The sequence below is a fragment of the Streptomyces sp. DSM 40868 genome, from assembly GCF_011820545.1.
In the GTDB taxonomy this organism is placed as follows: Bacteria; Actinomycetota; Actinomycetes; order Streptomycetales; family Streptomycetaceae; genus Streptomyces; species Streptomyces eurythermus.
The window spans coordinates 1,065,816-1,085,762 of record NZ_CP050504.1 but is presented as its reverse complement, the minus strand read 5'-3'; the positions used below and the strand labels follow the sequence as shown (position 1 = coordinate 1,085,762).

The window sequence follows — 19,947 nt, the reverse complement described above, 5'->3', positions numbered from 1 at the left end:
GAACGGCATGGCCGTCATCCACCACACCACCCTCAAGCCGACCAAGACCGAACTGCTCGCCGGCTGGCTGCCCGGCCGCCCGTGGTACCGCGGCGGCCCCGCCCCGGTGCTGGAGAGGTCCGGCGGCTTCCGGCTGGACGACCCCGAGGGCGAGGTCGGCATCGAGTTCATCGTCGCCACCGACACCGCGAGCCCCGAGCGGACCGCGTACCTGGCGCCGCTCACCTACCGCGGGGCGCCGCTGGAGGGCGCCGAGCACGCCCTGGTCGGCACCATGGAGCACGGGGTGCTGGGCACGCGCTGGGTCTACGACGGCTGCCACGACCCGGTGCTGGTCACCGAGACGCTGGCGCTGATCGAGGGCCGGGCCCAGGCGATGGCCCAGAGCGTCAGCGACACCCCCGACCGCGAGGTGATCCGCTCCTGCACCGCTGCCCCGCTGCCGCTGGACGGGTTCACACCCGAGCCGGCCGACGACGCCGACGGCACGCGGCTGCCCGCGCCGAACGGCACCGTGCTCCGGGTGCACCGCGTCCTCGAACCCGTCGCCGGACAGCGCCCGCCGGCGCCCCAGGACGCGCTCGGCCACGTCGCCGCCGGCTGGCCGGGCCCGGACGACAACCGGCTGTGGGCCGTCTTCATGACGCTGAGCCGGGCCTGAACCCCGCGTCCACGGCGCTCCGCCGGCTCCGTCCGGACGGCACCGGGCCGGGGGAGGCCGGCCACCCGCACGGCCCAACCCCCGGCCGTGGACGGCTTCGCCCGGCCCAGCCCGGCGTGCGGCGGGTGCCCGCGCCGGGTCAGATGGAATCGTGCGAACCCCCATACACCCTCTCCGCGGCCGGTCCCGGCTCTGCCTCACCGGCGCCCTGACCGTCCTCGTCCTGTTCCTGTCCAGCACCCCGGCCGCCCCGGCCACACCCGACCCGACCGGGGACCCGATCACCCGCGGCAACGCCTACATGGGCATCGGCGTCCTCGCCCACGACGGCGCCTCGGACGCCCCGCCCCCGGACGCCCGCGCCACCCAGACCGAGGGCGTGGACGTCTCCAGCCACCAGGGCGAGGTCGACTGGCGGTCCCTGTGGGGCAGCGGCGTCCGGTGGGCGTACACCAAGGCCACCGAGGGGACGTACTACACCAACCCCTACTTCACCCAGCAGTACGACGGCTCCTTCGACGCCGGAATGGTCCGCGGCGCCTACCACTTCGCCACCCCGGACACGGCCGGCGGTGCCGCGCAGGCCGACTACTTCCTGGCGCACGGCGGCGGCTGGTCGGCCGACGGCAAGACCCTCCCCGGCGTCCTCGACATCGAGTGGAACCCATACGGCGACGCCTGCTACGGCAAGTCGGCGAGCGCCATGGTCGACTGGATCCGCGACTTCCTCGACCGCTACAAGTCCCGCACCGGCCGGGCGGCGGTCCTCTACACGGCCACCAGCTGGTGGTCCGAGTGCACCGGGAACTACGCCGGTTTCGGACCGGTCAACCCGCTGTGGATCGCGCGCTACGCCTCCACGGTGGGGACGCTGCCGGCCGGCTGGTCGGCGTACACCATGTGGCAGTACACCTCCTCGGGCCCGTCGGTCGGCGACCACGACCGCTTCAACGGCTCCGAGGACAAGCTGCGGGAGTTCGCCACCGGCTGAGCCCCCGGTACGGCGTTCAGTCCACGTCCACGTCGTCGAACAGGGCGTGCATCGCGCCCAGCACCCGCAGACAGGCGTCGACGTCGGCGGTGGTCAGGTCGCCGTCGACCCGGCGCAGCAGCTCGTGCTCGCGGGCCCGTACGGCGCCGATCGCCGCCCGGCCGCGCTCGGTGAGCCGGATCAGCGAGGACCGGCGGTGCGCGGGGTTGGGCACGCTCTCCACCAGCTCCTGCCGTGTCGCGTCGTTCACCATGCGCTGCACGAACTGGCGGCTGAGCGCCTGCGCCCGGCCCATCTGCGGGACCGTCATCGGCCCCCGGGCGCGCAGCAGATCGAGGACGGCGCGGACGCCGACGGAGAGCCCTTCGACCGGTGCCGCCTGCTCCACCTTGCGGTGCACCCGCCGGTAGAGCGGGCCGACCAGGTCGAAGACCTCGGTGAGGCGCTCGGCCAGTTCGTCCTGGGCGGTGCGGGGGGACCGGGCGGGGGCGGTGCGGTCGTCGTTCATGCGTACAGGATGACACCTTGGTTGCCAACCAGCCGGAAAAATGACACCTTGGTTGTCATGACTGTCGATACGGCATCCCTTCCCGTCCGCCACCTGACGACCTCCGACGGCCGCCTCGCCTACCGCGAGACCGGCTCCGGTACGCCCCTCGTCCTGCTGCACGGCGGCTTCACCGACCACCGCATGTGGGAGGCGCAGCTGAGGGCCTTCGCACCGACCCACCGGGTCATCGCCTGGGACGCCCGCGGCCACGGCGCCTCCGACAACGCCACCCGCCCGTTCCGGCAGGCCGACGACCTCGCCGCGCTGCTCCGCGGACTCGACGCCGCCCCCGCCGTGCTCGTCGGGCTGTCCATGGGCGGCGGCATCGCGACCGACTGCGCGCTGGAGCACCCGGAGCTGGTCCGCGCGCTCGTCGTCAGCGGGGCCGGCACCAGCGAGCCCGTCTTCGAGCACCCCTGGGTGCTCGAGGTCATCGCCGACCAGCAGGCGAGCCTGGCCGCGGGCGACCTGGAGGGCTGGGCGGACGCGTTCGCGCTGTGGGCCGCGGGCCCGGACCGGGACCTGTCCGAGGTCGACCCCGAAGTGGTGCGCCTGATACGGGAGATGGGGCTGGCCACGCTGCGCAAGCACACGCCCGGCGAACCCGACCACCGCGTCCCGGTCACCCGGACCTGGGAGCGCGTGCCGGACATCCGGGTGCCGCTGATCACCATCAACGGCGCCCTGGAGTCCCCGGACCACCTCGCCATGGCCGCCCGGCTCGCGCACCTCGTCCCGGACGGCCGCGGCGTCACCGTCCCGGGCGCCGCCCACTACCCGAACATGGAGAACCCGGACGCCTACAACGCCGAACTCTCCGCCTTCCTGGAACGGCTGCCGTAAGCCCCCCGCGGGGGAGCCGGCCTGCCACGGGGGTGCGGGCCGGTCACCCGAGGCGGCCGTACCCGGGCGGACGTGCCCGGCCCGCTCCGGTGGGGTACCCGGGGGTGGAGCGGCCCGACCCGGGCGGGCGTACCGGCGCTGCGGGGCGCGTGCCCCGAGGGGAGACTGCTGGGAAGACGACCGTGCCTGGGTGGTGATGCAGAGGTGACCGCAGAACCGGGCGGGTCCCCGCTGGAGGACTTCCTCGCCGACCCCGCCAGCTGCACCCTGGACATGGCCAGCGTCGTCACCCGCTGCGCCAAGGCGCTGGGCCTGCGGCACGCCGTGGTCTACCTCGCCGACATCCAGCAGCGGCACCTCGTGCCGCTCACCGACGTCACCGCGTCCCTGCCCATCGACGAAACGCTCGCCGGCTGGTGCTACCGCACCCAGTCGCTGCGGGTGGAGGAGTCCGAGCGGGACGGCATGACCGTGTGGTTCCCGCTGCTCGACGGCGCCGAACGGCTCGGCGTCCTCGCCGTCCACACCCACACGCTCACCGCCGAGTCCCTGCGCCAGGGCCGCGCGATGGCCGCGCTGCTCGCCATGATGACCACCTCCAAGCGGGCGTACAAGGAGACCTTCGTACGCCGGACCCGCACCCGGGCGATGCACCTGCCCGCCGAGATGCTGCGCGCCTTCCTGCCCCCGCGCACCATCGGCAACCCGCACGTCGTCTCCACGGCCGTCCTGGAACCCGCCTACGATCTCGGCGGCGACGCCTTCGACCACGCCCTGACCACCGACACCCTGCACGCCGTCGTGCTGGACGCCATGGGGCACAACCTGCTCTCCGGACTGACCAGCGCCGTCGCCCTGGCCGCCTGCCGCAACGCCCGGCGCGTCGACGCCGATCTGCTCTCCTTGGTGGACGGCGTCGACGAGGCGCTCAGCCAGTGGCTGCCGGACCAGTTCTGCACCGGGATCCTCGCCCGCCTCGACTTCCGCGGCGGCGTCCTGCAATGGGTCAACTGCGGCCACCCCGCGCCGCTGCTGATCCGCGACCACCGGCTGATCGTCGACGCGCTCTCCCGCGAAGCCGACCCGCCCATGGGCCTGCGGTCCCTGCTGCGCGCGCGGGACCGGCAGGTGCACGAGTCCCGGCTCCAGCCCGGGGACCGTGTGCTGCTCTACACCGACGGCGTCACCGAGGCGCGGACGGCCGACGGCAGACTGCTCGGCCTGGAACGGTTCGCGGACTACGTCATCCGGGCCAGCGCCACCGGCGAGATCGCGCCCGAGACGCTCCGCCGCCTCATCCACTCGCTGCTGGACTCCCAGGACAGCCGGCTCCGCGACGACGCCACGATCCTGATGTTCGAGTGGCAGCCGAGCGGCCCGCTGCCGGGAGCCGGCCTCATCGGTTAGACGCGGCAGGGACCGGCGATCACGGTCCGGTGGCGGGCAACCGCGCCCGCCGGCCCTCGCCCGAGGGCCGTCAGGGGGTCACCAAGGGAAGCGGGGCGAAGACGTGCCGCTGCCACAGCCGACGCGAGGCCTCCTCCGGATAGGCGGCGACCGCCGGAGCGGCGTCGAAGAGCCGGACGAGGCGCCGGCCGGTGTCGTAAGCGGGCCAGCCCGGGTCTCCCGTGGCGGCGAAGGCGGTCCAGGCGGAGCGGAAACGGGCGGACAACGCCTCGGTCCGAGGGGAGGGCTCCGGACCGATCAGCATCTCCCCGATGCCGCCGTAGACCCCGAACGTGAGCGGCACGTCCAGGGCGTGGCAGGCGCCGAGCGCACCGCCGTCGGCCGGGGCGGGGAAGGTGAGTTCGTACAGGTACGCCCGGCCGCCGCCGGACGTGTGGGCCTCGGCCAGGTGCAGGGAGGGCATGCGGAACAGCCAGTCGGACCGGACGAGTTCGCACAGGTACTCCGCGGAGGCGTCCGGGAACGCCGCGCGGTAGGCCCGCTCGGCGTCCGGCGCCGGACCGAACAGGCCGAGGAGCAGCGAGGCGAGGTCCTCGTCCACGCGGCGGCCCAGCGTTCCGTCCAGGTGGAGGAAGAAACGGTATTCGTCCCGGGTGTGGCCGACGACGAGTTCCACGTCCCGCGCGGCACCCCGCGCCAGCGCCTCCCAGGGTGTCGCCGCCAGCACGTCACCGTCGACGACGGGGGCGAAGGCGGTCGGTGTGTGGGCGACCGGGCCCCAGCGGTGGGCGTACTCGCGCATCCGGGAGCAGAGTGCGGCCCCCGCCTCGGCCAGTTCGCCCGGATCCACATCCGACAGGTCGGCCGTCGTCGGGCGCAGCCCGATCCCGCCGACGAGGGCCTCGGCGATGTCCCCGGCCAGCGCGTCCGAGAAGAGTGGTCCCGGCACGCTCTGGGCGATGGCCCGGCGGAACAGCGACCGGGCCCGGGGCATGGCCAGGAGAGCGGTGACGGATCCGGCGCCGGCCGACTCGCCGAAGACGGTGACCTGGTGCGGATCGCCCCCGAAGGCGGTGATGTTCTCCCGCACCCACTCCAGGGCGGCAACCTGGTCGAGCAGACCGCGGTTGGCGGGCGCGCCCTCGATCCGCAGGAAACCCTCGACCCCGACACGGTAGTTGAAGGTGACCAGGACCACCTCGTTCTCCCGGGCGAGGCGGCTCCCGTCATAGGCGGGATCGTCGGCGGAACCGAGCTTGTAGGCGCCGCCGTATATCCACACCATGACCGGGCGCCGCGCGGCCGGATCCGGGTCCGGTGTCCATACGTTGACGGTCAGCCAGTCGTCGCCGGCCGGTGTGTTCCCGGCAGGAGCCGCCTCGGGGCCGATCGGCTCCTGCGGAGGGGGCGGCCCGAACGCCAGGGCATCCCGGACGCCGTCCCAGCGGTCCACCGGGCGTGGTGCGCCGAACCGCGCGGCCCCGACCGGCGGCTGGGCGTAAGGGATGCCGCGGAAGACCGCGAGTCCTGCCTCGCGCCGGCCGCGGACCGCGCCCGCCGTGGTCGTGACCTCAGGGAAATCGCGCATGCTCATGGTGATCCTCGTGACACGGACTCAGCCGGACTCGTCTGGACACAGTCAATCACCCGATCGGGCAGCTGCGGGGAGGAGTTGCCCTCGTGGGCCATCCGTCACCGGACGGGCCCTAGGTGCCCGAGGCGAGCAGCTGGTCGGCCAGTCGGTGGGCCTGGGCCAGCAGCACGCCGTAGGTGGCGACCTCGTCGGGATCGTCCGTCGTGGCGCGGGCCAGGTCCCGGCGGAGCACGGTGAGGGCCTCGCGCAGGTCCGCCACGGCCTCGCGCAGCTCGCCCTCGTGGTCGTCGCCGAACCGGCTGTGGCTGTAGAGCCGCAGCGCGTCGGCGGTGCGGCACAGGAACTGCCCGTACCGCCGGGCGAGCGCGGGGTCCGGCCGGGGCGCCGAGCGGTCCTCGGCGGCGGCCTCCAGCACCGTGCGGGTCACCTCGGCGGTGTGCACGGCCGCGTAGTCCAGGACCATCAGCGCGTCCTCGTACCCCTTGCCGGGCGGCGGTGCGGCCCCCGTGCGGCGGCGCGGGTTGACGCGCAGGCTCTCCCGGCCCCACTCCACCGACGAGCGGGCCTGCTCCACCAGCCGGGGCAGCCGCAGGGCGCGGTCGTGCCAGGCGCCGGCCTCCGCGGCGTCCCAGCGGCCCGCGGCCAGCCCGTCCGCCACGTCCCGCAGGATGCCGTGCGCCTCCGCCACCGCGTCCCGCAGTGCCGCCCGGGTGTTCCGCAGATACAGCGGCGGCCGGACCAGCGCGTTGACCGCGATGCCGACCACCGCCCCGAACAGGGCCTCGGCGAGCCGGGCCGCGGAGGTGGACACGGACACCGGTCCGCCTGTCAGCACGAACAGGGCACCGGTGGCCGCGTACACCCCCTGGCTGCCCAGGCGCCGCCACTGGCCCAGCAGCATCGCCAGCGGCAGGACCACCGCCATCGCGGCCACCGGGCTGGACAGCAGCAGCCCGACCGCCGTGGCCGCGATCGTGCCGGCCGCGATCGCCGCGAGCTGTTGCAGCCCGTGCGCGATCGACCGGTACACGGTCGACTCGACCAGCACCACCGCGACCCACGGCGCGACGAACGCCACCGGTGCCTTCAGCCACCAGCCCGCCACCGCCCAGGCCACCCACGCGGCCAGCGCCGCCTTCATGGCCTGCACGGCCAGGTCCCGCTCCCGTCCGGGCCCCGCCCAGGCCCGCCGTGCCGCGCCCGCCGCGGCCGACAGATCGCGCCGCAGTGCCTGCCAGGTCAGTCGTATCCCACGTATTCCACGCACGCGGCCTCGGGTGCCACCTCCCGCGCCCTTCCATGCGCACACGACGGCGGCGCCGCCTCCCTGGGACGGGGAGACGGCGCCGCCTTCCTCACACGCCTCGCGGCGTCAGATCAGCCACCCGAGGAAGTGGGCGAGGCCGGCGAGGATGTCGGTGAGAAGGTTCATGTCGTGCTGCTCCTTGCGGTGTTTCCTAGTGGGACATGTGTGAACTGCGGTCTGCAGCCCGTCCGTTCGCACATCACGAGTGTCGTCCCGGCACACCGGTCACGGTGGTCACACGAGCGACGATCACCTGTTCCAGGGAACAACTGATCCCTTGTTCGGATCGGCCGACGGCTCGCCTGGGGCTCAGGGCGGCACCGACCGCAGCGCGTTCAGCACCGCCCACACCACCGACACCAGCGGCACCGCCACCACCGCGCCGATCACCCCCGCGACGATGCTGCCCGCGATCACCGACACGGCCACGACCAGCGGATGCAGCCGCACCGCCCAGCTCATCACCAGCGGGTGCAGCACATGCCCCTCCAACTGGCCGATCACCACGATCAGCACCAGCACCCCCGCCGCCGTCAGCGGCCCCCGCCCGGCCAGGGCGACCACCGTGGCCACCCCGAGCGCCACCGGGGATCCCACCAGCGGCACGAACGCGGCGAAGAACTCCAGCAGCGTCAGCGGCAGCGCCAGCGGCACCTCCAGCACCAGCAGCACCACACCCACCAGCACGGCGTTGGTGGCGGCCACGATGATGATGCCGCGCGTGTACCCCGCGAAGGTCCGCCAGGCCGCCCCGCCCGCCCGGTCCCACACCGGACGGGCCCCGCTCGGCAGCAGCCGGTCCCGCGCCCAGGCCCACAGGCGCTCCCCGGAGTGCAGGAAGAACACCGACGCGAACAGCGCCAGCGCGGCGCCGGTGACCAGCTCCACCACCCGGCCCAGCTCGCCGACCGCGCTGCTGATCAGCGCCGACCGGTGCGTGGCCACGTAGTGCGTCACCTGCTGCTGCAGCCGGGACAGCGCGCCCGGGCCCAGCCGGAACGGCGGCCGGCGCAGCCACTCCTCGATGCGGTTCACTCCACCGCGGAACTCGCTCGCCAGCCGCCCCGACTCGTCCGCCACCGCGCTGCCCACCAGCGCGAACAGGCCCAGCAGCAGCACCACACTGCCCACCAGCGTCACGGCCACGCACAGCGGCCGGGGCAGGAACCGGGCGAGCAGATCGGTCGGCGGGCGCAGCACGGACGTCACCACCAGCGCGACGAACATCGCCACGGCGACCAGCTGGAAGCTGCCGAGGACGCTGAAGACGCCATAGACGGCGACTCCGACCAGGATCAGCCGCCAGGCGTACGCCGCGGCCACCCGCAGCCAGGGCACCGTCCGCTCCGCCGCCCCTACCGGGGCCGCCCCGGGCTCCGCGCGGGGCGGGACCGGCAGCCGCACGGAGTACGCCGGCCGGCTGCCCAGGACCGTGTCCCGGGCCCGGCCCGGTCGCCCGCCCCTGGGCCGGCGCGCGTCGCCCACCACCGCTGCCGCCTCCTCTCCGCCTGACGGCCGGTCACCTCCACAGCACCGTAAGCACACCGGGCGCCGGGCGGCGCGCCGGGCGCGCAGGTGGCCGTACCCCCCGCCGGGGGAGGCTGTTACCGCCCGGGGGCGGGCTGTACGGGGGTGGGTCGTACAGGGGGGCGTACGGGGACCGGGACACCCGGTGGGGCCGGAGAGCCTTCGCCGGTCACCGCTTCGGTTCCGCTGGTCCCCGTTCTCCGTCCGATGCCGGCCGGGCCGGACCGGGGCGGGGGCCGGCGGGGGCCGTGGCCCTCCGGGGCGCGGTGCTCCCGGCACCGCCGCGTTCCCCGGCGTCGCCTCCCGTACCGTTTTCCGCATCGTCGCCCGCGGTGGCTCCGCCCCTGGTGGCGGGCGCGGGCACGCCGTCACCGAGCGGCGCGGGCCGACCGCCGCACCGGCGGTAGCGGACGATGGCCTTCGCCAGCTCGATCCGCTCGGGCTCGGGAAGGGTGCCGCCCTGGATGTAGCCGAGGACGTGCTCGGCGACCGTGCGCAGCTTGACGTTCGTGCGCTGGGAGACATCCCGCAGCGCCCGCCAGGCCTCCTCCGGGGCGATCTGCCCCAGGGCCACGACGGCGCCGATGGCCTGGTCGATCACCGCGTGCGAGGTCACGGCGCGCCGCAGGTGCCGGTTCTCCTCCAGCAGCCGGTCGTACCCCGCCGCCAGGTCGGTCGCCGAGAGCAGGGCCAGGGGCTGGATCCGGGAGAGGGCGAAGAAGGCCATGGAGCACCTTTTCGGGGTGGGGGGCGTCACGGCCTACGCCTGCCCCCAGCGGGCGCCTGCACACGAATTGAATCAGCCTCGCGGACCGCCGTCACGTGGGAGCGGGCCACGGAGTGCGGCGCACCGGGTGACGGCGGTCCGCGAGGCGCGGAGGCAGTACGTCGGGAGCACGGCGTGAGCTGCGGCGGGAGCGCGCGCCCGTGCCGGGCGCCCGTCGGCGGCAGCGCGTGCGCGTCCGCGTCCACGTGCGTCCGCGTCAGCGTCCCCGTGATCCACGTGCGTCCGCCTCAGCGTCCCCGTGATCGTCCGCGTCCCGGGGCGGCCGTCACCGTCCGCTTCCCCGCACGGCCGTCGGTGTCAGCCGTACCGCCCCATGTCCTGGGTCGCGCGGCCCACCGGCAGCAGCTCCCGGATGTCCGCGGGCAGCGCGTGTGCCATCCGCTCGGTCAGCTCCGGGGCGAGCGCGGCGTCCAGCACCTCCAGCACCGCGGCGGCGTCCCGCAGCGCCCTGTCCTCGTCGGTGCCCGCCCGGACCGCGACCCGTCCGGTGAAGGTGGTCAGCCCGAACCGCTCGCCCGCGGCCCCGGAGTCCCGCCCGGCGGAGGCGTCGGCCGCCTCCCGCATGGCCGCCGCCATGTCCGGCGGCAGCTGGGCGGCCACATGCCGGGCGAGCCCGGACGGCAGCCGTTCCGCCAGGGTGCTGACGACCGCGTGCGTGGCCCGCTCGGCCGTACCCCGGTCCGGCAGCTGGGCCAGTGCCTGCACCTTTCCGATCATCTCGTCGTGCCGCATGAGACCGGTCCCTTCCGCACGATGCGCCCCGTACGCCCGTCCCGCGGGCGTGGCGCCCATGCGCCCGGGTACCCCGCGCCCGCCCCGGGTCACCGGCGACCGGGCCGCCGTCCCGGTTGCGTCGGCCGCCCGTCGCGGGGTACGCGTCGGCAGCGGGGCATCGGTGACAGCGGAGACAGGAGGTGCGTGTGACGGCTGCGGGACTGGCGGCACCGTTGTGGGACCTCCACAGCGGGCAGGGGCCGCGGCAACTGGCCGAACTGGGGCTCGCGCTGCTGCTGTCGAGCCTGATCGGCTGGGAGCGCGAGGCCCAGCAGAAGAGCGCGGGGCTGCGCACCCACACCCTGGTCGGCATCGCGAGCGCCCTGATGATGGAGGTCTCCCAGCACGGCTTCAACGCGGTGCTCGGCCTGCCCAACGTGTCCTTCGACCCCTCACGGGTCGCGGCGCAGATCGTCTCCGGGATCGGCTTCATCGGCGGCGGCCTGATCTTCGTACGACGGGATGCCGTACGGGGTCTGACCACGGCCGCCACCATCTGGCTGACCTGCGCGGTCGGCATGGCCTGCGGTGGCGGGCTGCCCGTGCTCGCGCTGGCGGTGACGGCCCTGCACTTCCTGGTGGTCCGGGGCTTCCCGCTGCTGTCGTCGCGGCTGGTCCCCGGCCGGGCCGTCACCGCGTTCGAGGCGCGCCTGACCTACCGGACCGGGACGGCGCTGCTGCCCCGCCTGTTGCAGATATGCACCCGGCGCGGTTTCCGCATCGTGCAGGTCAAGGTGGAGCGGCTGCCCGGCCGCACCGACGACGCCGCACGGGTGCTGCTGCAACTGGAGGGCACCGCGGAGCCCTCCGGGCTGGCGTCGGAGCTGTTCCGGGACGACGGCGTGCTGGACGTGGAACTGTCCGCCGCGGCCGAGGAAGAGTGACCCCGCGCCGGCCGGACAGGCCCCCGCGGAACGCGCACCCGTAGTGGACACGGCGGGATACGCGCCCGTCGTGGACCGTGGAGGCTCCGCCGCTCGGCCCTCGGCCGGCCCTTGACGCCCTCGACCCGGGCCGGGCCCCCTCGACTCAGTCCTCGACCGTCTGCTGGGTCGCGGTCCAGGCGTACTGGAGCCAGTCCGACACGGTCAGCGCGCCGAAACCGGCGCACACCAGCCGGGTGAGCCGGGGTGACGCGGCGTAGGAGCACGCCAGGGCGCCGGCGGCCCAGGCCGCGGTGCAGAACGGGCAGGAGACCAGGTCGCCGACGGCCCGCCGGAGCCCGGAGCCCTTGGGCTCGTCCATGATCTCGCTGGCCTTGCCCTCGTCGGCGCGGCGGGTGAACGGCACCCGGAGGAAGCTGGTGATCTTGTCCTTGGTCACCACCCGGGACGCCTTGTAAGCCGCCGTGCCCATGAGCAGCACGTCCCAGGGCGGCACGTCCGGTGGCAGCCGTACACCCCGGCGCCGGGCCAGCAGGGCGAAGGAGCCGATGCCCGCCGCGAACACGGAGGCAAGGGTGGCGTAGCCGCCGAGCGGCAGGCCGTCCTCGTCGTCGTATGGTTCGGCGTCCGTCGTCATGAGACCTCCCAGATCCCACCGGTGTCCTGCGTCCCCGTGCCGGGTGCGGAACGAGTGCCCCCCTGGCCGATGGCGACACTCCGCCTTGTGCAGGCGACCGGAAGGGCATATTATTCATCACGTGATGAATAACTGCTTCTGAGAAGGGCGGCGCGGTGATGGACGACAAGACCACGTGCTGTGTCGTGGGCGGCGGCCCGGCGGGCATGGTCCTCGGGCTGCTGCTGGCCCGCGCCGGGGTCCGGGTGACGGTGCTGGAGAAACACGCCGACTTCCTGCGCGACTTCCGCGGCGACACGGTCCACCCGTCGACCCTGGCCCTGCTGGACGAGCTGGGCCTGGCCGAGCGCTTCGCCCGGCTGCCGCAGCGCAGGGTCCGCACCGTCCAGCTGCCGGTGGGGGCCGGCCGCGCACCGGTCACGGTCGCCGACCTCTCGGTCCTGCGCGGCCCCTACGACTACGTGGCGATGGTGCCCCAGTGGGACCTGCTGGACCTGCTGGCCGAGGAGGCCCGGCGCGAACCGTCCTTCGAACTGCGGATGAACACCGAGGCGACCGGGTTCCTCGTCGAGTCCGGGCGGGTCACCGGGGTGCGCTACCGCACCGCCGACGGCCGCACCGGCAGCTTGCGCGCCGTCCTCACCGTGGCCTGCGACGGCCGCGGATCGCTGGCGCGCGCCCGGCCGGAACTGCGGCTGCGCCGCTTCGCCTGCCCGATGGACGCCTGGTGGTTCCGGCTGCCGCGACGCGACGGCGACCCGTCCGGGCTCGTCGGCAGCGCCGGCGACGGCCTGCTGTCCGCGATGATCGACCGCGGCGACTACTGGCAGTGCGCGGCGCTCATCCCCAAAGGCAGCGACGCCGAGCGCCGCGCCGCCGGCCTCGACCGCTTCCGGGCCGACTACACCGCCGCCGTCCCCTGGCTCGCCGACCGCATGCAGGCCCTCGGGTCGTGGGACGACGTCAAGCTGCTCGACGTCCACCTGGACCGCCTGCGCCGCTGGCACCGGCCCGGCCTGCTGTGCATCGGCGACGCGGCGCACGCCATGTCCCCGGTGTTCGGCATCGGCATCAACCTCGCCGTGCAGGACGCCGTCGCCGCCGCCCGCCACCTGGCCGGGCCGCTGCGGCAGGGGAGCGTGCGGCTGCGCGACGTACGCGCCGTGCAGCGCCGTCGCCGCCCCACCACGGTCGCCACGCAGGCGCTCCAACGCGCTGCCCACGCCCGCTTCATCGCACCGGTCCTGCGGGGCGCCCCGCCCCTGGGCGGCCCGGAGCGTGCCCGGCGCGTCGCGGCCCTGGTCACCGCGGCACCCTGGCTGCGCCGCCTCCCCGCGTACTTCCTCGCCTACGGCGCCCGCTGCGAACGCCCGCCGGCCCCGGCGACCCGCCGCCGGCCGCCGGCCGCCGACCACCCCGCCAGCCCCTAGTAGCCCACCCTACGGTCACCAGGACGGTCTGCCCGGCCAGGTGCCTGACGCCTCATCAGCATCAAGCGGCCACACCCCGCCCACCCCGGCCCACCCGCCCGCCGGCGCCCGCCGGTTCGGCCCGGAACATCACCATCTTTCTTTCGTGTAAGCACCGTTGTCGGAACAGAAGGCTCCGTGTTCCACTAATCTCCTTCCGTCACAACGATCACCCGCTCCCGGGCGGGAGAGCCATCCAGAGGGATCCGTGTGTGATGACCTGGGGTTCGAGAGGCTCCTCGGCGAGGAAGGCTTCTTCGCGCGCATGCTCGGGCGGTCACCCTCGGGTGCCGGCCGTGAACCGCTGTACGGTCCCGATATCCCGGTCGTGCTGCTCACCGGCGGCCCCGGCATGGGCAAGGGGCGGCTGCTGCGCGCCGTACGGGACCGTTTCGCCACCAAGCTGCCGGTGATCTATCTGGACTGCGGCTCACCGGTCTACGCCGACCGGGCCGAGCCGGAGCCCGGCGCCCGCTCGGCCGCCACCGAGGTCCTGGTCGAGGCCGCCCGCCGGCTGTCCACCTGGCAGGGCACGGGCGGCTCCTTCACCTTCCCCCGGCTCTTCGCGGGCCTCGCGATGATCGCCACCGGTGTCACGGACGGCACCCCCGAGGCGGTCGCCGCGGAGGTCGAACGGTACGCGGAGTTACCCCAGCGGCAGCGCTTCCGCGGCCTCGGCGCCGGCGACTTCTGGCGCGGCGCCCTCCTCGGCGCCATCCGTAACCTGCTGGCCACCCTGTCCGGACAGGCCCTCGACCCGTACTCCGCCGCGGTGAGCACCGCGCTCGTGGACGCCCTCGTCTCCGGTCTGGCACCCCGCGGCAAGGCCGAGATGGCCCGCGTCTACGGCGCCTACCCCGGCGCGGCCGGCCAGCCCGAGCACGGCCTGCGCGACCTCGCCGCCGACTTCAAGGCCGGCGGCGAGGGGCGGGAGGTGGCCGAGCGCTTCCTTTTCCAGGCGCTGCGCGAGGACCTCGAGGCCGCCTACACGGGCGCGGTCGGCTGGCTGCGCAGGGTCGGCCGCCCCGCCGTGCTGCTGGACCGCGCCGAGTCGCCGCTGGGTGAGCAACTGCTGCGCGCCGTGCTGATCGACCGCCGCGACGGGCAGCGCGACCGGGTGGTGATCGTCGGCACCGCGCGCCGTGCGGACGGCGGCGCCTTCCTGTACGAGGGCCTGCCGCCCCAGGGGGTACCGGCCCCGGTGGAGTTCCGGCCGGCCGACGGCGCCCCGCCCGCATGGTCCCGGCGCACCGACGCCACGGCGGGCCGGGCACCACTGGCCGACGGGGTCCTGCTGCTGCGGATGCCCCTGCTCACCGGCGACCAGCTGCGCCGGGAGACCGAGCGCAGACAGCGGCGCGCCGAGCCGGAGGGCGGCACCAACCGCCGCCGTATCGACGCCGCCGTGGCACGGCTGAGCGGCGGACGCCCGCACACGGTGATCCGGCTGGCCGAGGCCGCCGCCGCCTTCCGCATGCCGGCGGACGCCAACGACCGGGCCATCCTGGACGCCCCGCTGAACGCCCCCGGCGACGGCACCGCCGAGCGGCCCGTGGCCGAGGTGCTGCTGCGCGAACTCGTGCTGGACCAGCTCCCGGTGCGGCTGCCGGCCGAGCACCACGACCACTGGCTCGACCTGCTCACCCATCTGTCGGTGGCGCACGACACGGAGTGCGCGGACGTCCTGCTCCGTCACCATCAGCGGGGCCGCGTCCACCGGCTGACGGCCCATCACGTGGAGCAGCTGCTCACCGACACCGGATGGCCCGCCTGCGAACGGCACTTCATCGGGGACTTCGGTCTGCGCCAGCTGCTGGTGCACCGGCTGTACGCGTTACAGCCCGACGGCGCCGCCTGGTACGCCGACCACCACCTGCTGCGCGACCACTACACCGGACGCGCGGCGGACGAGGCGGCGCCGAGCGGGGCCGCCTTCCACTCGGTCACGGCCCACCGGATGAACCACCACCTGGTCTCCGGCGGAGTCGACGACGTGGTCCGCCACCTGGCCGGCACACTGCCCGGCCGGCCCCGGGAATGGTGCGCGGAGCTGCTGGAGATCGCCCAGGCGCCGTACCCGTCGGGCGCGGACACCCGCCGGGAGCGCGCCCGGGGACTGGTCGCGGTGGACGGACCGGCGTTGCGCCGCAAGGTCGACCAACTGCTGCACGCGGTGTGGCTGTGCGAGGAGCGGACCAGGCCCACCGGTCGGGAGACCGCCCGCACACTGGCCCAACTGCTGGACCTCCTGTCGATCATGGAGTTCGAGGGCGCCGGACAGCTGGGCCGGACCGCCACCGAGTGGAGCGGGCTGGCGGAGAACGACCAGCCGTTGCTCCGCTGCACCTGCACCGATCAGCTGGGGCGAAGGAGATAACGCGGATGCCCAGGTGGAAGAAGATCCTCTACGCCCTGCTGGGCACGGCCGTCCTGGTGGCGGGGGGCCTGTTCGGCTGGACCTTCCTCCACCGGCCGGACACCTGCGCGGACGGCGTCGAACGCATCGGCGACGAATGCGTCGGCGTCAACGGCGAGGGCTACGACTTCGGCACCCCGGAGATCGGCGGCGTCGCCCGGGCCATCGCACAGGAGAACAAGAGGATCGAGAAGGACCCCCATGTGACGGTGGCGATGATGCTGCCCCTCCAGTCCGGCAGCGAGGCGCTGCGCCGGCAGATACGCAGCGACCTCCAGGGGGCGTACGTGGGACAGCTCCAGGCCAACGAGGGCGAGGGCGAGCCGCCGAGGATACGGCTGGTGCTGGCCAATCCCGGCCGCGAGTACGCGCACCAGGCGGCGGTCGTGGACACCCTGCTGCGCATGGCCCGCTCGCCCGAGGACCGGCTGCGCGCCGTCACCGGCTTCAACCTCAGCCTCGACGCCACGACCCAGGCCGTCCGACGCCTGACCGCACACAAGGTCCCCGTGCTCGCCTCCCGGATCACCGGCGACGGGATCGCGAACGAGGAGGGCCTGGACGCGGTGGCGAAGCCGAAGTTCCCCGGCCTGGCCCGGATCATCCCCACCAACCTCGAGGTGGCCCGGGCGCTGGCCGCCTTCACCGGGGGACAGGACCGGGAGGACCGCAGGACGGTGCTGGTCCACGACACCCGCCAGGACAGTTACAACGAGTCGCTGGCCAAGGCGTTCGACAGCATCGAGGAGAAGGGCCCGGCCGGCCCCGCCGAGATGTCCTTCACCTCCCCGGCGATCGACGAGGCGGGCTCCACCGGCAACCAGTTCACCCAGATCGCCAACAACATCTGCAGCTCCGAGGCCGACACCGTCTACTTCGCGGGGCGCACCCTGCACCTGCGGCTCTTCGCGCTCAAACTCGCCGAGGTCGGCTGCGAGAAACGGCACTACACCATCATCAGCGGCTCCGACGCCGCCTCGCTGCGGCAGTACATGAGCCCGGACGACTGGGACAAGCTGCGCGGCACGGACGGCGAGGCCAAGGTGACGGTGCAGTACGCGGCCCCCGCGCACCCCAAGGCATGGGAGACCGAGCTGAGCGCCTGGCGGAAGCAATGGCGCAAGAGCCACGGCCGGGAGCCCACCAAGGACGACCTGCCCCAGTACCTCGAGGAGCCCAAGGAGGCCCTGGACACCCTGACGGACCTGATCGAAACCGTCCGGCGCCGCGGGACCGACCTCGGAGCCCCGCCCAGCCTGGACGACTCCCGCACGATGCTCGTGTACGACGGCATGGTCACCATCGACACCGCGCTGCACCTGGTGCAGAGCGGCCCCGCCGACAAGGTGCCCAGCCTGGAGGACGTCGGCGGGGAGTGGCGCCAGCTGAAGGCCCAGCACCGGGTGCCGGGCACCAGCGGCCTGATCTGCCTGACCGGTGGCGGCAACCCGTACGACAAGCCGGTGGCGGTGGTCGAACTGGACCCGGGCCGCGAGGGCGAGGGCACGCTCAAGTACGTCGGCCTGGGCTGGCCCACCGGCACTCCCCAGCCGAGGAACTGCGTCATCCCGAGCAGCACCCCCTGACACCGCGGCCCGGCGCGGGGCGTGCGTCACCTCACATATGACCTGGTTCGCACCCCCTCCCGGGCGTACCGGGCGCCCGGCTACCGTGGCGTGGAGCCCCTGTACCCCTCACCTCGGACGGCCCGGCTGTGCTCACTGACCTGTCCCCCCTGATCGCCGCCACGGCGCGCTGGCTCACGGTCGCCTATCCGCCCAGCGGCGGCGCGCTCGCCGCCGCGCTGTGCGAGGCGCAGGCCCGGCAGGCGGCGACGGTCGCCGCCCGGCTGCGCTACCCCACCGAGATCGACGCGGGCCTGGTCACCCTGGCCGGCCCCGGCGGCACAGCCCGCCTCGACTGGGTCACCGGCGCCGAAGCGGCCGGCGAGCATCCCGCCGAGGAGTGGGCCTGGCGCACCTGGGTGGACGAGGTCGTCGCCAGCTGGGCCGCCGCGCTGCTCACCGACCCTGAGCTGGCCGCCCTCGCCGTCACCGCGCTCGCCGACGGCGGGCACACCGCCCACGCGCCGGCCGAGTACCGCCGGCTGCTCGCCCCCGACGACCGCGACCGCCGCGCCGCCGCCCTGCTCCGCCACCCCGACCTGCTGGCCCCCGTGGCCGCACTGCACCACGACCAGCTCCTGGCCCGCCTCACCCCGAACCACCCGCTCGCGGCCTGACCCGTGCCAGCGGGCCACCGCACCGGTCTGCGCCCTGTTCGAAACGCGGTCTCCCGGACGGGGCTATCCTGCGCCCGCGGTGCACCCAGGTCCGCGCGGCGGCGCGAGCGTGACGATGCTGGCCGGGGGAGCCGTTCTTCATTCACATCGGTCGGCTCCGGGCGCTCCCGACGCCGCCTACGACGTCGACCGGATCGCGGAGATGTCGAACTGCAGCCGGACCTTCTCGCTCACCATGGTGCCCCCTGCCTTGAGGCGCTGGTTGTAGACCAGGCCCCACTCGGTGCGGTCGATGGTGGTGGTGCCGTCGAAGCCGGCCCGCTCGAAGCCGAATGGGTCCACTACCGAGCCGAGGTAGTCGAGTTGCAGGTCGACGGGCCGGGTGACGTCGCGGATGGTCAGGTCCCCGGTCATGCGGAAGGTCTCTCCGCCTTCGTGGACGGTGGAGGTGCTGTGGAAGGTCATTTCCGGGTACTGGCGCGCGTCGAAGAAGTCGGCGCCGATGATGTGCGCGTCTCTTTGCTCCACGCCCGTGTCGACGCTGGCGACCCGGATGACGAGGTCGGCCCGCGACTCGGAGGGCTGGGCTCCGTCGAAGTACAACGTGCTGTCGTAATCGGTGAAAGCCCCCCGGACCGTCGTGACCATGGCGTGCCGTACGGAGAATCCGATGTGGCTGTGCGGGCGGTCGATCGTCCATCGTCCGGTCAGGGCCTGAAGTGCCGGGTCGAGTGCGACACCCCGGGACGTGGCCCCCGCGAGAGCCGGGGCCGGCTCGCTGACGGCGGTCTGGCGCCGGCCGAAGATACCCATGATCGTGAGCCCTTTCCCATCTGAGTGCTCTGTGCTGCCAAGGTGTCGCCGGGGCGCTGCCCCGATCGGCGATCCCGCCCGAGAGGGAGGCGGTCGACGGTGAACCCGCTACGCGGCGTTACTGCGGTGGCGTGGGCGTGTCGTGGGTGCGGTACATCGCCTGTACGTCCAACTCCAATTGGACGGTCGGCCCGACGACGGCGATGCCGCGGGCGAGCATGGAGCGCCAGTTGAGGGTGAAGTCCTCCCGATGGAGTTCGGCCTTCGCGAGGGCCGCGCAGCGCAGTTCCTGTTCGTAGCCCCCGTTGATCGACCCGAGGTAGGTGGTGTCGAGGCCGACGGAGCGGCTGGTGCCGTGCATGCTGAGGGTGCCGTGCAGGGTCCACTTGGAGCCGCCGAGGTGGGCGAACCGGGTGCTGGTGAAGTCGATGTACGGGTAGCGTTCGACGTCCAGGAAGTCGGCCGAACGCAGGTGGTTGTCGCGGGTGTTGTTGCCCGTGGTGATACTGGAGGCGTCGATGCGCACCGCCACCTGTGAGTCGGCCATGTTCGGAGCGATGCGGATGCTGCCCTGGAAGCGGGTGAACCGGCCGTGGACATGGGCCATGCCGACGTGCTTGGCGATGAACCGGATCGCGGTGTGCGGAGGGTCGAACAGCCAGGTACCGGCTGTCGGAAGTTCCAGCTGGCGGGCGGGCTGGAGCGTGACTTGTGCGGTGGGCCGAGCCACCCCGGCCACGATGTCGAGGTTCTCGCGGGCGGGTGACAGGCCCTCGGCCACGATCATCACGCTGTAGGAGCCGGGCGGCAGCGTGGCTATGAAGTAGCCGTGGGGGTCCGTGGCGCCACGCGTCGCGATCCGGTGGCTGTCCAGCGCGGTCACGGTGACCTCGGCTCCGCCCATGGGCTGCCCCATGGGGTCGAGCACCTCGAAGCCGCACGCCCCGGCGCCGGGCGGCAGCGGGACCGAGATGCTCGACGCGGCACCGGAGGCACCACGGGAACGCCGACGACGGAGCAGCCCGAGAGCCATGGAGTTCACCCTT

General features: G+C 73.9%; 19 protein-coding genes. 9 read left to right on the top strand and 10 right to left on the bottom strand.

Translation table 11 applies throughout. The features are described 5' to 3' along the window. Window positions 1-7 precede the first annotated feature (7 nt). Together HB370_RS04665 and HB370_RS04660 are read left to right on the top strand one after the other, a co-directional pair. On the top strand, window positions 8-661 hold the full coding sequence (locus tag HB370_RS04665; RefSeq protein WP_030784644.1) for a hypothetical protein: 654 nt from the start codon (window positions 8-10) through the stop codon (window positions 659-661). Window positions 662-812: 151 nt separating this feature from the next. Further along, window positions 813-1,652, top strand: a complete 840-nt coding sequence (locus tag HB370_RS04660) for a lysozyme (RefSeq protein ID WP_030784647.1) — start codon at window positions 813-815, stop codon at window positions 1,650-1,652. Window positions 1,653-1,668: 16 nt separating this feature from the next. Here HB370_RS04660 and HB370_RS04655 read toward each other — a convergent pair whose 3' ends face one another. Continuing rightward, window positions 1,669-2,160, bottom strand: coding sequence for a MarR family transcriptional regulator (locus HB370_RS04655; protein ID WP_030784649.1), 492 nt, complete (start codon window positions 2,158-2,160; stop codon window positions 1,669-1,671). A 57-nt stretch (window positions 2,161-2,217) separates the two neighbouring features. Here HB370_RS04655 and HB370_RS04650 point away from each other — a divergent pair, with 57 nt between their 5' ends. Together HB370_RS04650 and HB370_RS04645 are read left to right on the top strand one after the other, a co-directional pair. Further along, a complete protein-coding gene (locus HB370_RS04650) occupies window positions 2,218-3,045 on the top strand; it encodes an alpha/beta fold hydrolase (RefSeq protein WP_030784651.1) in 828 nt (275 codons plus the stop codon). 204 nt (window positions 3,046-3,249) lie between these two features. Further along, window positions 3,250-4,452: a SpoIIE family protein phosphatase gene (locus tag HB370_RS04645; protein ID WP_244405423.1), complete on the top strand. Its 1,203-nt coding sequence runs from the start codon at window positions 3,250-3,252 to the stop codon at window positions 4,450-4,452. 70 nt (window positions 4,453-4,522) lie between these two features. Here the strand turns inward: HB370_RS04645 and HB370_RS04640 are convergent, their stop codons facing one another. From HB370_RS04640 to HB370_RS04620, 6 genes are all read right to left on the bottom strand, one after another. Beyond that, the gene (locus HB370_RS04640; RefSeq protein WP_030784660.1) at window positions 4,523-6,046 is read right to left on the bottom strand and encodes a carboxylesterase family protein; all 1,524 of its coding nucleotides are present in this window, start codon (window positions 6,044-6,046) and stop codon (window positions 4,523-4,525) included. Window positions 6,047-6,158: 112 nt separating this feature from the next. Then, complete coding sequence (locus HB370_RS04635; protein WP_030784662.1) at window positions 6,159-7,262, bottom strand: aromatic acid exporter family protein; 1,104 nt, start codon at window positions 7,260-7,262, stop codon at window positions 6,159-6,161. Between the two features lie 156 nt (window positions 7,263-7,418). Further along, window positions 7,419-7,550: a hypothetical protein gene (locus HB370_RS42440; RefSeq protein ID WP_280117732.1), complete on the bottom strand. Its 132-nt coding sequence runs from the start codon at window positions 7,548-7,550 to the stop codon at window positions 7,419-7,421. A gap of 111 nt (window positions 7,551-7,661) precedes the next feature. Then, complete coding sequence (locus HB370_RS04630) at window positions 7,662-8,840, bottom strand: AI-2E family transporter (RefSeq protein WP_030784665.1); 1,179 nt, start codon at window positions 8,838-8,840, stop codon at window positions 7,662-7,664. Between the two features lie 208 nt (window positions 8,841-9,048). Beyond that, entirely contained in the window at window positions 9,049-9,606 is a 558-nt protein-coding gene (locus tag HB370_RS04625; RefSeq protein ID WP_078637561.1) for an ANTAR domain-containing protein, read from the bottom strand. Window positions 9,607-9,963: 357 nt separating this feature from the next. Continuing rightward, window positions 9,964-10,398 carry a DUF2267 domain-containing protein gene (locus tag HB370_RS04620; RefSeq protein ID WP_030784670.1) on the bottom strand — a complete coding sequence of 145 codons (435 nt, stop codon included), beginning with the start codon at window positions 10,396-10,398 and terminating at the stop codon, window positions 9,964-9,966. Between the two features lie 188 nt (window positions 10,399-10,586). Between HB370_RS04620 and HB370_RS04615 the strand changes: the two genes are divergently transcribed. Beyond that, window positions 10,587-11,324, top strand: coding sequence for an MgtC/SapB family protein (locus HB370_RS04615; protein WP_030784672.1), 738 nt, complete (start codon window positions 10,587-10,589; stop codon window positions 11,322-11,324). A 145-nt stretch (window positions 11,325-11,469) separates the two neighbouring features. Here the strand turns inward: HB370_RS04615 and HB370_RS04610 are convergent, their stop codons facing one another. Further along, window positions 11,470-11,961: a DUF1360 domain-containing protein gene (locus HB370_RS04610; protein ID WP_030784675.1), complete on the bottom strand. Its 492-nt coding sequence runs from the start codon at window positions 11,959-11,961 to the stop codon at window positions 11,470-11,472. 158 nt (window positions 11,962-12,119) lie between these two features. Here HB370_RS04610 and HB370_RS04605 point away from each other — a divergent pair, with 158 nt between their 5' ends. The 4 genes from HB370_RS04605 (at window position 12,120) to HB370_RS04590 (ending at window position 18,088) form a co-directional block, all read left to right on the top strand. Further along, a complete protein-coding gene (locus HB370_RS04605; RefSeq protein WP_167512946.1) occupies window positions 12,120-13,391 on the top strand; it encodes an FAD-dependent oxidoreductase in 1,272 nt (423 codons plus the stop codon). Window positions 13,392-13,638: 247 nt separating this feature from the next. Next, window positions 13,639-15,807, top strand: a complete 2,169-nt coding sequence (locus HB370_RS04600) for a hypothetical protein (RefSeq protein WP_030784678.1) — start codon at window positions 13,639-13,641, stop codon at window positions 15,805-15,807. A 5-nt stretch (window positions 15,808-15,812) separates the two neighbouring features. Then, the gene (locus HB370_RS04595; protein WP_030784680.1) at window positions 15,813-17,432 is read left to right on the top strand and encodes a hypothetical protein; all 1,620 of its coding nucleotides are present in this window, start codon (window positions 15,813-15,815) and stop codon (window positions 17,430-17,432) included. A 128-nt stretch (window positions 17,433-17,560) separates the two neighbouring features. Continuing rightward, entirely contained in the window at window positions 17,561-18,088 is a 528-nt protein-coding gene (locus tag HB370_RS04590; RefSeq protein WP_030784682.1) for a hypothetical protein, read from the top strand. A 177-nt stretch (window positions 18,089-18,265) separates the two neighbouring features. On the opposite strand, the gene HB370_RS04585 is transcribed toward HB370_RS04590, so the two are convergent. Continuing rightward, complete coding sequence (locus HB370_RS04585; protein ID WP_030784684.1) at window positions 18,266-18,901, bottom strand: YceI family protein; 636 nt, start codon at window positions 18,899-18,901, stop codon at window positions 18,266-18,268. 118 nt (window positions 18,902-19,019) lie between these two features. Beyond that, the gene (locus HB370_RS04580) at window positions 19,020-19,934 is read right to left on the bottom strand and encodes a YceI family protein (protein WP_030784687.1); all 915 of its coding nucleotides are present in this window, start codon (window positions 19,932-19,934) and stop codon (window positions 19,020-19,022) included. Between the last annotated feature and the right edge of the window lie 13 nt (window positions 19,935-19,947).

Excerpts from the sequence above, each read along its gene's own strand:
- HB370_RS04665 (WP_030784644.1), top strand. The coding sequence starts at position 8 with ATGGCCGTCATCCACCACACCACCCTCAAGCCGACCAAGACCGAACTG.
- HB370_RS04655 (WP_030784649.1), bottom strand. The coding sequence starts at position 2,160 with ATGAACGACGACCGCACCGCCCCCGCCCGGTCCCCCCGCACCGCCCAG.
- HB370_RS04650 (WP_030784651.1), top strand. The coding sequence starts at position 2,218 with ATGACTGTCGATACGGCATCCCTTCCCGTCCGCCACCTGACGACCTCC.
- HB370_RS04640 (WP_030784660.1), bottom strand. The coding sequence starts at position 6,046 with ATGAGCATGCGCGATTTCCCTGAGGTCACGACCACGGCGGGCGCGGTC.
- HB370_RS04625 (WP_078637561.1), bottom strand. The coding sequence starts at position 9,606 with ATGGCCTTCTTCGCCCTCTCCCGGATCCAGCCCCTGGCCCTGCTCTCG.
- HB370_RS04620 (WP_030784670.1), bottom strand. The coding sequence starts at position 10,398 with ATGCGGCACGACGAGATGATCGGAAAGGTGCAGGCACTGGCCCAGCTG.
- HB370_RS04610 (WP_030784675.1), bottom strand. The coding sequence starts at position 11,961 with ATGACGACGGACGCCGAACCATACGACGACGAGGACGGCCTGCCGCTC.
- HB370_RS04605 (WP_167512946.1), top strand. The coding sequence starts at position 12,120 with ATGGACGACAAGACCACGTGCTGTGTCGTGGGCGGCGGCCCGGCGGGC.
- HB370_RS04595 (WP_030784680.1), top strand. The coding sequence starts at position 15,813 with ATGCCCAGGTGGAAGAAGATCCTCTACGCCCTGCTGGGCACGGCCGTC.
- HB370_RS04585 (WP_030784684.1), bottom strand. The coding sequence starts at position 18,901 with ATGGGTATCTTCGGCCGGCGCCAGACCGCCGTCAGCGAGCCGGCCCCG.
- HB370_RS04580 (WP_030784687.1), bottom strand. The coding sequence starts at position 19,934 with ATGGCTCTCGGGCTGCTCCGTCGTCGGCGTTCCCGTGGTGCCTCCGGT.